The organism is Streptomyces sp. BK239, assembly GCF_004217285.1.
Classification (GTDB): Bacteria; Actinomycetota; Actinomycetes; order Streptomycetales; family Streptomycetaceae; genus Streptomyces.
Genome location: NZ_SHKS01000008.1, coordinates 150,972 through 163,954 on the forward strand (window position 1 = coordinate 150,972; position 12,983 = coordinate 163,954).

Sequence of the window (12,983 nt, forward strand, 5' to 3'; positions counted from 1 at the left end):
TGGCCGCGTGATCCGCGGCCGCGCAGAAGGAGTCAGTGTGAGCAGCAGTTCTCGCAGACGCACCCCCCACACCCCGTACCGCAGAGCCACGGCCGCCGCGCTCGTCGGCGTGGCGGCGCTCCTCGCCACCGCCGTGCAGTCCGGCGCGGCGACCGCCGCCCCCACAGCGGCCCCGAAGGCGGCCGGCCAGGCGACCCCGGGCTCGGAGTCGGTCCGGCTCTCCCCCGCCCAGCGCGCCGCGCTGATACGCGACGCGAACGCCGACAAGGCGCAGACCGCCAAGGAGCTGGGCCTGGGCGCCCAGGAGGCGCTGGTCGTCCGTGACGTCGTCAAGGACGGGAACGGCACGGTCCACACCCGTTACGAGCGCACCTACGCGGGCCTGCCCGTCCTCGGCGGCGACCTGGTCGTCGAGAGCACTCCGGCCGGCGCCACCGAGAGCGTCGTCAAGGCCACCCGCGCGGCCATCGCGCCGGCGACCACCACGGCCAAGCTGCCCGCCGCGAAGGCCGAGGCGCAGGCGCTGGCGGCCGCCAAGGCCGAGTCCGCGAGGAACCCCGGCGTCAACCGCGAGCCCCGCAAGGTGATCTGGGCGGCGAACGGCAAGCCGACGGTGGCCTACGAGACGGTCGTCGGCGGGTTCCAGCACGACGGCACCCCGCAGGAGTTGCACGTCGTCACGGACGCCACCACAGGCGCGAAGCTGTACGAGTGGGAGGCGATCGAGACCGGCGTCGGCAACACGGTGTACAGCGGTCAGGTCACGCTCACCACCACGCAGTCCGGGTCCACGTACAACCTGACCGACGGTGCGCGCGGCGGCCACAAGACCTACAACCTCAACCGCGGCACCTCCGGGACCGGCACGCTGTTCTCGGGCCCCGACGACGTGTGGGGCAACGGCAGCGCCTCGAACCTGGAATCGGCCGGCGCGGACGCCCACTACGGCGCTCAGCTGACGTGGGACTACTACAAGAACGTGCACGGCCGTTCGGGCATCCGCGGCGACGGCGTCGGCGCGTACTCCCGCGTCCACTACGGCAACAACTACGTCAACGCGTTCTGGTCGGACAGCTGCTTCTGCATGACGTACGGCGACGGCTCCGGCAACGCCAACCCGCTGACGGCGATCGACGTGGCCGCGCACGAGATGACGCACGGGCTCACGTCCAACACGGCCGGCCTCAACTACAGCGGTGAGTCCGGCGGTCTGAACGAGGCGACGTCCGACATCTTCGGCTCGACCGTCGAGTTCTACGCCAACAACTCCTCCGACGTCGGTGACTACCTCATCGGCGAGGAGATCAACATCAACGGCGACGGAACGCCGCTGCGTTACATGGACAAGCCGAGCAAGGACGGCTCGTCCAAGGACAGTTGGTACTCCGGTCTCGGCGGGATCGACGTGCACTACTCGTCCGGTCCGGCGAACCACTTCTTCTACCTGCTGTCCGAGGGCAGCGGCGCGAAGACCATCAACGGCGTGTCCTACAACTCGCCCACGTCGGACGGGCTCCCGGTCACCGGCATCGGCCGCGACAAGGCGGAGAAGATCTGGTTCCGCGCGCTGACGACCAAGTTCGTCTCCAACACCAACTACGCGGGCGCCCGCACCGGCACCCTCGCGGCGGCCGGTGAGCTGTACGGCACCACCTCCGCCGAGTACACGGCGGTGGCGAACGCCTGGGCGGCCATCGCGGTCGGCTCGCGTCCCGGCGGCGGTGGCGGTGGCGGCACCTCGTTCGAGAACACCGCCGACGTGTCGATCCCGGACAACGGCGCGGCCGTCGAGTCGCCGGTCACCGTCTCGGGCCGCACGGGCAACGCCCCGTCCAACCTCGCGGTGGCCGTGGACATCGTCCACACCTACATCGGCGACCTCCAGGTGCAGCTGATCGCCCCGGACGGCACGGCGTACACGCTGAAGGCGTACGGCACCGGCGGCAGCACGGACAACATCAACACCACGTACACCGTGAACGCGTCCTCCGAGGTCGCCAACGGTGTCTGGAAACTGAGGGTCCAGGACAACGCCGCGCGGGACACCGGCTACATCAACAGCTGGAAGCTGACCTTCCCGTAGGCCGCTGCCAGGAGGCCTCTGCACCGCGTCAATTGAGGCCCACCCCCCACATACAGGGCGCCGTCCCGGAGGTTCGACTCCCCGGGGCGGCGCCCTCTTTTGCCTGGCGATTGCCTACGTCCTGTTGGCCTTTTACCGGCGTCGAGCCGCTTAACACAGCGGCAACATTCGCCGGTTGGTCATTTTCCGGCCAACATCACCACACCCTCATGACATGTACGCGACTTGGTGCCAATCTTCCTTCCACCTGCCGCACAACTTCACAGCAGCACCGGCCGGCCACCCCACGCCGACCGGGCAGCCCCCACATCCAAGGAGCTTGTGTGTCCTCCCTCTACGCGCGTCACAAGCGCACCTCTCTGGCCATCGCCACCGCCGTCGCGGCCGGAGCCCTCGTCACCACCGGCCTGACCGCCGGCACCGCCGCCGCGCAGTCGCCGGCGGAGTCCACGAGCGCCAAGCCGCTCGCCGTGCCCACCGCGCTGGCCCCCGCCGCGCGCACCGCGCTCATCCAGGACAAGCAGGCCGAGGCCCCCGCGACCGCACAGGAGATCGGCCTGGGCGCGCAGGAGAAGCTGGTCGTCCGTGACGTCGTCAGAGACGCCGACGGCACCGTCCACACCCGCTACGAGCGCACCTACGCGGGCCTGCCGGTCCTCGGCGGCGACCTGGTCGTCCACGAGTCGGCCGCCGGCGTCGAGCAGGGCGTCAGCAAGGCGACGAACGCCGCCATCAAGGTCGCCTCGACCAGCGCGGCGCTGCCCGCGGCGAAGGCCGAGTCGCAGGCGCTGTCCCTGGCCAAGGCCGCGGGCTCGCAGGACACCGACGCCTCCCGCGCCCCCCGCAAGGTGGTCTGGGCGGGCAACGGCAGCAAGCCGACCCTCGCCTACGAGACGGTCGTCGGCGGCCTCCAGGACGACGGCACCCCGAACGAGCTGCACGTCATCACCGACGCGGCCACCGGCGCGAAGCTCTACGAGTACCAGGGCATCGAGACCGGCACCGGCAAGAGCCTCTACTCCGGCACGGTCACCCTCGGCACCTCCCTGTCGGGTTCGACGTACCAGCTGAACGACACCGGTCGCGGCGGCCACAAGACGTACAACAAGGCCCGCAGCACCTCCAGTTCGGCGGGCACGCTGTTCACGGACGCGGACGACACCTGGGGCACCGGCGCGGCCTCCAGCTCCTCCACGGACCAGACGGCGGCGGTGGACGCGGCCTACGGCGCCCAGACCACCTGGGACTTCTACAAGAACACCTTCGGCCGCAACGGCATCAAGAACAACGGTGTCGCCGCGTACTCCCGCGTCCACTACGGCAGCGCGTACGTCAACGCCTTCTGGGACGACAGCTGCTTCTGCATGACCTACGGCGACGGCTCGGGCAACACCAAGCCGCTCACCTCGCTGGACGTGGCCGGCCACGAGATGACCCACGGCGTCACCTCGAACACGGCGGGCCTGAACTACTCCGGTGAGTCCGGCGGTCTCAACGAGGCCACCTCCGACATCTTCGGCACGGCGGTGGAGTTCTACGCCGCGAACAGCAAGGACGTCGGCGACTACCTCATCGGCGAGAAGATCAACATCAACGGCGACGGCACCCCGCTGCGCTACATGGACCAGCCGAGCAAGGACGGCGCGTCGGCCAACTACTGGTCGTCGTCGCTGAAGAACCTGGACGTGCACTACTCGTCCGGCCCGGCGAACCACTTCTTCTACCTGCTGTCCGAGGGCAGCGGCGCGAAGACGATCAACGGCGTGTCCTACAACTCGCCGACCTCCAACGGCTCGACGATCACCGGCATCGGTCGCGCCAAGGCGGTCCAGATCTGGTACAAGGCCCTGACCTCGTACATGACCTCGACCACCAACTACGCCGGCGCCCGCACCGCGACCCTCAACGCGGCCTCGGCGCTGTACGGCTCCACCAGCACCGAGTACAAGACGGTGGCGGCGGCCTGGTCGGCGGTCAACGTCGGCTGAGCTGACGCGAGTTGACCGAGGGCGGCACCCGGAAGCTGGACCTTCCGGGTGCCGCCCTTACTCTTGGGTCCCATGTCTGTTGGGGAGTTCACGTACGACGACGTCGGCGCGACGCGCGAGCGTCCGGGGCACTGCCCGCCGGGGTTCCACGCCCTGCACGTGCGCACCCGCCTCGGCGAGGGCGAGGCCGTCTTCCGCCGCGCCGCCGAGGCGGTCCTCAGCTGGGAGATGCACCGCGCGCTGGGCGTCGGCGTCACGACCACCGCCGACCGCGCCGCCCCCGACGTGGACGTCACCGTCACCCTGGCCGGCATGATCAAGGCGCCCTGCCGCGTCGTGTGGACGCTGGAGGAACCCCGCCGGGCCGGCTGGGCCTACGGCACCCTCCCCGGCCACCCCGAGTCCGGCGAGGAGTCCTTCGTCGTGGACCGCACCGGCGACGGCACCGTGTGGCTCACCGTCTCGGCGTTCAGCCGCCCGGCGAAGTGGTACTCCCGGGCGGGCGGCCCGGCGACCCGCGGCCTGCAACAGGCGTACGCCCGGCGGTGCGGGGCGGTGCTGCGGGACTTGGCGGCGGGACCGGACACGGAATAGCGCGGGCCCGCCGGCGATCCGTACCGCCGTTCACCACGCGCATGACGTCGCATCAGGTACGGGACACCACTCCGCATCCCCCCTCGCGGCCGGCGGCGATGTCCTTGCTGCGGTCGTAGGGGTCCACCGTCGGCCCGGTCGGGGGCGGTCCCGTGGGCCCGTTCGTCGAGAAGTTCGGATGCAGGAAGCCGTCGTGGACGTCACAGGCGGAGTTGCCGATGTCCAGCCGATAGTTCCGGACGGAGATCTTCCCCGGCGTGGTGAGGTACTTCGCGGGGTCGGGCAGCTGGACGTCCAGCACACGACGGACGATGGCGCGGGACACCTCGGTCGCGCCCTTCTCGGCCCGCGTCAGGGGATAGACGAAGGTGTAGTCGGCGTGCACGGCCATGGAGGCGTCCTTGCCCGCTGCGAACGTCATCCGCCCCCGGGTCTTGACCACGTCGCCCGCGAGGCGCAGTTCGCGGGGATCGAAGCGACTGAACATCGACAGTGGGTCGTACTCCTTGCCCGGCCTGCTCAACGCGGTGTTCAGCCGGGTGTGCAGGTCCTTCTGCTGCGGTTCGATCACGTCGAGCGCGGTCTCGGGGCGTCCGCCCCGCAGGGTGACCGGGTCGAGGTTCGCGTCGACCAGGAGCTTCTTGGTCTGCCGGAGCGCCTGCTCCACCTGGGCCTTGGACCACGTGCCGACCGCGGTCGCCTCGGGCAGGACGATGCCCGCCTCTCCGTCGGCCCAGCGCTGCGCGGGGGACCCCGCGAACGGCCGGTCGACAGTGGGCCGGCCGGGGCCGGCCTCACCGGGCGCTCCGGTCGGGGCCGCGGTCTCCGCCGGCAGGGGCGACGCGGAGAAGACCTCCGGCTCGCCGCCGAAGAGGTCGCCGGGCAGCAGCGAGGGCCGCATCGCCACGACGGCCAGCGCGATCACGACGGGCACGGCGACGAACGCCCACGTCCTGCGCTTGCGGTCCGCCCTGGCTTCCGTCTGCCTCGTGACCGGTCCGGTGCGCCAGCCCGCGGGCACTTCGCCTCGTGCGTCCTGCTGCCGCAGGCGCTCCGTGACCATACGGGCCCGCGCCGACGGCTCCTTGCGGACGGAGGCGTCCGGCCCCCGCTCGCTCTCCTCGAGAAAGGCCCGCAGTTCCTCATCGGATATGGACGAACCACTTCCAGAATCATCTTCGGGAGATCTACCCACCACTCCGACGCACGCCTTCCCCGAGTCGCATGGTTGTTCCTCAACCAGGCGAGGTTACTGGGTGGTTGGAGTGGGTCGTGCGCGGAACGGCCGTGCCGGGCGGGCATCCGGCACGGCCGCGTCGAGCACAAGGGGATCGAGGCGCCCCGTCAGCGCATCAGAACGCCCGCACCCTCCCCCGCGTCCTCCAACGGCGTTGCCATCAATCCCAGTTCGGCGTTGGTCGCCAGGAGGGGATGGGTGGGGAGCACGCGGACCGTGTAGCCGTAGGGGCCGGTGCGGTCGAGGGAGAGCGGGCCCTCGTAGGTCCAGCGGTTGCCGGAATCGGGAGCTCCGGCCGGTTTCAGGGGAACCGTCGTCGCGTCCGTGATGCGGTCCTCCTCGTCGACGCGCCCCGAGACGGCCTGCACCTCGACGTCGTCGGGGGTGAGGTCGCCGAGGCTCAGACGGACGCGAAGGGCGAGGGTGGTGCCCAGTTCGGCCGTGGGGGTGGCCACGGAGGTCTCGACGTGGTCGACGGTCACGCCCTGCCAGGCGGCGCGCACCCGCGCCTTCCAGGCGGCCAGGTCGCGGGCCGCGTCCGGGGCGAGGGCGCGGTGGGCCCTGGCGGCCGGCGCGTAGAGACGTTCGACGTACTCGCGGACCATCCGGCCGGCCAGCACCTTCGGGCCGAGCAGGGTGAGGGTCCGGCGGACCATCTCGATCCAGCGGTCGGGCAGCCCCTGGCGTCCGCGCTCGTAGAAGCGGGGCGTCACCCGCTGCTCCAGCAGGTCGTAGAGGGCCGCCGCCTCCACGGCGTCACGGTGGTCCTGGTCTGTGCCCGCGCCGTCCGCGGTGGGGATCGCCCAGCCGAAGTCGGGCTGGAACCACTCGTCCCACCAGCCGTCCAGGACGGACAGGTTCAGACAGCCGTTCAGCGCGGCCTTCATCCCGGACGTGCCGCAGGCCTCCAGCGGGCGCAGCGGGTTGTTCAGCCAGATGTCGCAGCCGGGGTACAGCTTCTGCGCCATCGCCATGCCGTAGTCGGGGAGGAAGACGATGCGGTGGCGGACCCGGGGGTCGTCGGCGAACCGCACGAGTTCCTGGACGAGCCGCTTCCCGCCGTCGTCGGCGGGGTGCGCCTTGCCGGCGACCACGATCTGCACCGGGCGCTCCGGGTGCAGCAGCAGGTTCCGCAGCCGGTCGCGGTCGCGCAGCATCAGCGTCAGCCGCTTGTACGACGGGACGCGGCGCGCGAACCCGATGGTGAGGACGTCCGGGTCGAGCACGCCGTCGATCCAGCCCAGCTCCGCCGTCCCCGCGCCCCGCTGCCGCCAGGAGGCCCGCAGCCGCGCCCGTACCTCCTGGACGAGCTGTTCGCGCAGGTCGCGCCGGAGGTCCCAGACGTCCTGGTCGGGAATGTCGGCGACGGAGTCCCACCGGTCGGAGCCGCCGACGCTGAGCGCGTCCTCGGTGCGGTGCACGCCGATCTGCCGGGCGCCGAGCCGCAGCACCTCCGGGGCCACCCAGGTCGGGGCGTGCACGCCGTTGGTGACGGAGGTGATCGGCACCTCGTCGGCGTCGAACCCGGGCCACAGGCCGGCGAACATCTCCCGGCTGACCTGGCCGTGCAGCAGCGAGACGCCGTTGGCGCGCTGGGCCAGGCGCAGGCCCATCACGGCCATGTTGAACAGGTTGGCCTCGCCGCCGGGGTAGGTCTCCCGGCCCAGGCTCAGGACGCGGCCGACGTCCAGGCCGGGGAGTTCCGCGTGCGGGCCGAAGTGCCGGGCGACCAGATCCCGGTCGAAGCGGTCGATGCCGGCGGGGACGGGCGTGTGGGTGGTGAAGACGGTGCCGGCGCGGACCGCCTCCAGGCCGGAGTCGAAGTCGAGCCCCTCGGCGCACAGCTCGGCGATCCGCTCCAGGCCGAGGAAGCCGGCGTGCCCCTCGTTGGTGTGGAAGACCTCGGGTTCGGCGTGGCCGGTGAGCCGGCAGTACGTGCGCACCGCCCGGACACCTCCTATGCCGAGCAGCATCTCCTGGAGCAGCCGGTGCTCGCTGCCGCCGCCATAGAGCCGGTCGGTCACCCCGCGTTCGCCGAGGTCGTTCTCCTCGACGTCGGAGTCGAGCATGAGCAGCGGGACGCGGCCGACCTGGGCCAGCCAGATCCGCGCGCGCAGCTGCCGGCCGCCGGGCAGGGCGAGGGCCACGTGCGCGGGAGTGCCGTCGGCCTCCTTGAGGAGGGTCACCGGCAGTTCGTTGGGGTCGAGGACGGGATAGTGCTCCTGCTGCCAGCCGTCCCGTGACAGGGTCTGGCGGAAGTAGCCGTGGCGGTACAGCAGCCCGACGCCGATCAGGGGCACGCCCAGGTCGCTGGCCGCCTTGAGATGGTCGCCGGCGAGGATGCCGAGGCCGCCGGAGTACTGGGGCAGGGCGGCGGTGATCCCGAACTCGGGTGAGAAGTAGGCGATGCCCGCGGGGAGCCCCGAGGGCTGGGTCTGGTACCAGCGGTCGCCGGTCATGTAGTCGTGGAGGTCGTCGGCGGCGGCGGTCAGCCGGCGCAGGAAGCGGCGGTCGTCGGCCAGCTCGGCGAGGCGTGCCGGGCGCAGGCCGCCCAGCAGCCGTACCGGGTCGCCGCCGCAGGTCGCCCAGCGCTCGGGGTCGACGGACTGGAACAGGTCACGGGTTTCCACGTGCCATGACCAGCGCAGATTGCGGGCCAGGTCGCTCAGCGGCCGGAGGGGTTCGGGCAGAAGGGGTCGGACGGTGAATCGACGGATCGCCTTCACATTCCACCTCGGCGTGCGGTTGAAGGAGGCGCACGGCAGTGTGCGTCCACGTCTTCTGAAACGTTACCGGTGCGGGTGTCGGCGCCGCTGAGGGCAGGCCGAGCCGGGGCCGGGGGCCGGCGGGCGTACGGCGCGCTCTCCTCGGCCGGGCCGGGACACGGCCCGTTCTGGCCGGTTTCACCCCCGTGGGCCACCTTGTCGCCCTCCACGGGGCACGAGAGGCTGCCCAGTGGCGCACACGGCACGGTTGTCGTATGCCGGTTCGAAAGGGGAAACACGGCCGGACTTATGTGTGGACATACGCGCGAGTAGTTAACAAAGTGCCGGATTGTTCACCCGAACAGGGTGGGAAGGCTCCTCCGGTACGAGACCGAGCACGACCCGAACGGAACCCCGGGACATCCGGTCAGTTGTACGACCGGGCCGATTCCGGGTACCAGTACATCTTCGGCACCCCCACAGCAGGACCCACCTCCCCACAGCCATCCGCCCACCCCTCGTTGATGCGGACAGGAGCGGTCATGCCCGCCAGGCACCATTCGTCAGCACCCCCGACACCCCCACGCGCCAAGGGCTCCGCGAAGGATCCCGGGCCGGCCCCCGGCGCGCGCCCCGCCGACGCCGGGCCACCCGCCCCTGAGCGGCCCTCCGCACCCGCCGCGACCGCCGTGGGGCGCATCCCCGTCCTCGACGTCCGCCCGATGGTCCAGCACGGGCGCCGGCCCGCCAAGGCGGTCGCCGGGGAGACGTTCCAGGTCTCGGCCACCGTGTTCCGCGAGGGCCATGACGCGGTCGCCGCGAACGTGGTCCTGCGCGACCCCGACGGCCGTCCCGGCCCCTGGACCCCGATGCGCGAGCTGGCCCCCGGCACGGACCGCTGGGGCGCCGACGTCACCCCGGACGCACCCGGACGCTGGTCCTACACGGTGGAGGCGTGGAGCGACCCGGTCGCCACCTGGCGGCACCACGCGGAGATCAAGATCCCGGCGGGCATCGACACCGACCTCGTCCTGGAGGAGGGCGTCCGCCTCTACGAGCGGGCCGCCGCGCAGGCGCCGGAAGGCGAGCGGGACGTCCTGCTCGCCGCGGTCGAGGCCCTGCGCGACCAGGACCGCCCGGCCGCCTCCCGGCTCGCGGGGGCCCTGGCCCCGGAAGTGGACGCCGTCCTGGCCCGCCACCCCCTGCGGGAGCTGGTCACCGCTTCGGAGCCCCTGCCGCTGCTGGTGGAGCGGGAGCGGGCGTTGTACGGGTCGTGGTACGAGTTCTTCCCGCGGTCGGAGGGGACGGCGGAGCAGCCGCACGGGACGTTCCGTTCGGCGGCGCGGCGGTTGCCGGTGATCGCGGCGATGGGGTTCGACGTGGTGTATCTGCCGCCGGTGCATCCGATCGGGACGACGTTCCGCAAGGGCCGCAACAACACGCTGACGCCGGACGCGGAGGACGTGGGGGTGCCGTGGGCGATCGGGTCGCCCGAGGGCGGCCATGACGCGGTGCATCCGCGGCTGGGGACGCTGGAGGACTTCGCCTGGTTCGTTCAGCGGGCCGGGGAGCTGGGTCTGGAGGTGGCGCTGGACTTCGCGTTGCAGTGTTCGCCGGATCATCCGTGGGTGCACAAGCATCCGGAGTGGTTCCATCACCGGCCGGACGGGACGATCGCGTACGCGGAGAACCCGCCGAAGAAGTACCAGGACATCTATCCGATCGCCTTCGACGCGGACATGGACGGTCTGGTGAAGGAGACGGTGCGGGTGCTGCGGCACTGGATGTCGCACGGGGTGCGGATCTTCCGGGTGGACAATCCGCACACCAAGCCGGTGGTGTTCTGGGAGCGGGTGATCGGCGAGGTCAACCGCCGGGACCCGGACGTGATCTTCCTGGCGGAGGCGTTCACCCGGCCGGCGATGATGCACACGCTGGCGCAGATCGGCTTCCAGCAGTCGTACACGTACTTCACCTGGCGCAACTCCAAGGAGGAGCTGACGCAGTACCTGACGGAGCTGTCGGGGGAGGCGGCCTCCTACATGCGGCCGAACTTCTTCCCCAACACGCCCGACATCCTGCACGCCTACCTCCAGCACGGCGGCCGGCCCGCCTTCGAGGTCCGCGCGGTCCTGGCCGCGACGCTGTCGCCGTCCTGGGGCGTGTACAGCGGTTACGAACTGTGCGAGAACACCCCGCTGCGCGAGGGCGGCGAGGAGTACCTCGACTCGGAGAAGTACCAGCTCAAGCCCCGCGACTGGGAGGCCGCCGAACGCGAGGGACGCACCATCGCCCCGCTGATCACCCGCCTCAACGAGATCCGGCGGGCGAACCCGGCCCTGCACCGGCTGCGCAACCTGCACTTCCACCACGCCGACCAGGAAGCGGTGATCGTCTACTCGAAGCGCAGCGGTTCGAACACGGTTCTGGTGGTCGTCAACCTCGACCCCCACCACACCCAGGAGGCCACGGTCTCGTTGGACATGCCGCAACTCGGCCTGGAACGGCACGAGTCGGTGCCGGTGCGCGACGAGCTCACCGGCGAGACCTACTACTGGGGCAGGGCCAACTACGTGCGTCTCGAACCGGGCATCCGTCCCGCGCACGTCCTCACCGTCCTGCGACCGTCCAACCCGCAGATCGGAGGGTCACCCACACGATGATCGTCAACGAGCCCGTTCAGGACACGTTCGAGGACACCCCCGCCAAGGACCGCGACCCCGACTGGTTCAAACGCGCGGTCTTCTACGAGGTCCTCGTCCGCTCCTTCCAGGACAGCAACGGCGACGGCGTCGGCGACCTCAAGGGCATCACCGCCAAGCTCGACTACCTGCAATGGCTCGGCGTCGACTGCCTCTGGCTCCCGCCCTTCTTCAAGTCGCCCCTCAGGGACGGCGGCTACGACGTCTCCGACTACACATCCGTCCTCCCCGAGTTCGGAGACCTCGCCGACTTCGTCGAGTTCGTCGACGCCGCCCACCAACGCGGCATGCGCGTCATCATCGACTTCGTCATGAACCACACCAGCGACCAGCACCCGTGGTTCCAGGAATCCCGCAAGGACCCCGACGGCCCCTACGGCGACTACTACATGTGGGCCGACGACGACAAACAGTACGCCGACGCCCGCATCATCTTCGTCGACACCGAAGTGTCCAACTGGACCTACGACCCCGTCCGCAAGCAGTACTTCTTCCACCGCTTCTTCTCCCACCAGCCCGACCTCAACTACGAGAACCCGGCCGTGCAGGAGGAGATGATCTCCGCACTGCGGTTCTGGCTGGACCTGGGGATCGACGGCTTCCGCCTGGACGCGGTGCCCTACCTGTACGCCGAGGAGGGCACGAACTGCGAGAACCTTCCGGCGACGCACGAGTTTCTCAAGCGGGTGCGCAAGGAGATCGACGCCGCCTACCCGGACACGGTCATCCTCGCCGAGGCCAACCAGTGGCCCGAGGACGTGGTCGACTACTTCGGCGACTACGCCTCCGGCGGCGACGAATGCCACATGGCGTTCCACTTCCCCGTCATGCCCCGCATCTTCATGGCGGTGCGCCGCGAGTCGCGCTACCCCGTCTCCGAGATCCTCGCCAAGACCCCCGCCATCCCCGCCAACTGCCAGTGGGGCATCTTCCTGCGCAACCACGACGAGCTCACCCTCGAAATGGTCACCGACGAAGAACGCGACTACATGTACGCGGAGTACGCCAAGGACCCGCGCATGCGCGCCAACATCGGCATCCGCCGGCGCCTCGCCCCCCTCCTGGACAACGACCGCAACCAGATCGAGCTGTTCACCGCCCTGCTGCTGTCCCTGCCCGGCTCGCCGATCCTCTACTACGGCGACGAGATCGGCATGGGCGACAATATCTGGCTCGGCGACCGCGACGCCGTGCGCACCCCCATGCAGTGGACCCCCGACCGCAACGCCGGATTCTCCTCCTGCGACCCCGGCCGGCTCTCCCTGCCCACCATCATGGACCCCGTCTACGGCTACCAGGTCACCAACGTCGAGGCGTCGATGTCGTCGCCCTCCTCGCTGCTGCACTGGACCCGCCGCATGATCGAGATCCGCAAACAGAACCCCGCCTTCGGACTCGGCTCCTACACCGAGCTGCCCTCCTCCAACCCCGCCGTCCTGGCCTTCCTGCGGGAGTACGAGGACGACCTGGTGCTCTGCGTCCACAACTTCTCGCGCTTCGCCCAGCCCACCGAGCTGGACCTGCGCCGCTTCAAGGGCCGCCACCCCGTCGAGCTGTTCGGCGGCGTCCGCTTCCCCGCCGTCGGCGAGCTGCCCTACCTGCTCACCCTCGCCGGCCACGGCTTCTACTGGTTCCGGCTCCGCAGGGAGGCCGTCTAGACGGGCCTGTCCGGGG

Annotated in this window: 7 protein-coding genes; 5 read left to right on the top strand and 2 right to left on the bottom strand. The window is 70.6% G+C overall.

Going from position 1 to position 12,983, the window contains the following annotated elements:
* Positions 1 to 37 precede the first annotated feature (37 nt).
* The 3 genes from EV567_RS23595 to EV567_RS23605 all read left to right on the top strand — a co-directional run bounded on the left by EV567_RS23595 (position 38) and on the right by EV567_RS23605 (position 4,665).
* Positions 38 to 2,083 carry a M4 family metallopeptidase gene (locus EV567_RS23595; RefSeq protein ID WP_130443351.1) on the top strand — a complete coding sequence of 682 codons (2,046 nt, stop codon included), beginning with the start codon at positions 38 to 40 and terminating at the stop codon, positions 2,081 to 2,083.
* A 323-nt stretch (positions 2,084 to 2,406) separates the two neighbouring features.
* Positions 2,407 to 4,071 (top strand): M4 family metallopeptidase, encoded by a 1,665-nt coding sequence (locus tag EV567_RS23600; protein ID WP_130443353.1) that lies wholly within the window; start codon positions 2,407 to 2,409, stop codon positions 4,069 to 4,071.
* A gap of 72 nt (positions 4,072 to 4,143) precedes the next feature.
* Positions 4,144 to 4,665 carry a DUF1990 domain-containing protein gene (locus tag EV567_RS23605; protein ID WP_130443355.1) on the top strand — a complete coding sequence of 174 codons (522 nt, stop codon included), beginning with the start codon at positions 4,144 to 4,146 and terminating at the stop codon, positions 4,663 to 4,665.
* A 52-nt stretch (positions 4,666 to 4,717) separates the two neighbouring features.
* Here EV567_RS23605 and EV567_RS23610 read toward each other — a convergent pair whose 3' ends face one another.
* On the bottom strand, positions 4,718 to 5,728 hold the full coding sequence (locus EV567_RS23610; RefSeq protein ID WP_347400506.1) for a hypothetical protein: 1,011 nt from the start codon (positions 5,726 to 5,728) through the stop codon (positions 4,718 to 4,720).
* A 281-nt stretch (positions 5,729 to 6,009) separates the two neighbouring features.
* Positions 6,010 to 8,628, bottom strand: a complete 2,619-nt coding sequence (locus EV567_RS23615) for a glycosyltransferase family 1 protein (RefSeq protein ID WP_130443357.1) — start codon at positions 8,626 to 8,628, stop codon at positions 6,010 to 6,012.
* Between the two features lie 521 nt (positions 8,629 to 9,149).
* Here EV567_RS23615 and EV567_RS23620 point away from each other — a divergent pair.
* Together EV567_RS23620 and treS are read left to right on the top strand one after the other, a co-directional pair.
* Positions 9,150 to 11,270 carry an alpha-1,4-glucan--maltose-1-phosphate maltosyltransferase gene (locus EV567_RS23620; RefSeq protein WP_130443359.1) on the top strand — a complete coding sequence of 707 codons (2,121 nt, stop codon included), beginning with the start codon at positions 9,150 to 9,152 and terminating at the stop codon, positions 11,268 to 11,270.
* Positions 11,267 to 12,967 (top strand): maltose alpha-D-glucosyltransferase, encoded by a 1,701-nt coding sequence (treS, locus tag EV567_RS23625; RefSeq protein WP_130443361.1) that lies wholly within the window; start codon positions 11,267 to 11,269, stop codon positions 12,965 to 12,967. Before EV567_RS23620 ends, treS begins: the two co-directional genes overlap by 4 nt.
* The last annotated feature ends 16 nt before the right edge of the window (positions 12,968 to 12,983 follow it).

Excerpts from the sequence above, each read along its gene's own strand:
- EV567_RS23605 (WP_130443355.1), top strand. The coding sequence starts at position 4,144 with ATGTCTGTTGGGGAGTTCACGTACGACGACGTCGGCGCGACGCGCGAG.
- EV567_RS23610 (WP_347400506.1), bottom strand. The coding sequence starts at position 5,728 with ATGGTCACGGAGCGCCTGCGGCAGCAGGACGCACGAGGCGAAGTGCCC.
- EV567_RS23620 (WP_130443359.1), top strand. The coding sequence starts at position 9,150 with ATGCCCGCCAGGCACCATTCGTCAGCACCCCCGACACCCCCACGCGCC.
- treS (WP_130443361.1), top strand. The coding sequence starts at position 11,267 with ATGATCGTCAACGAGCCCGTTCAGGACACGTTCGAGGACACCCCCGCC.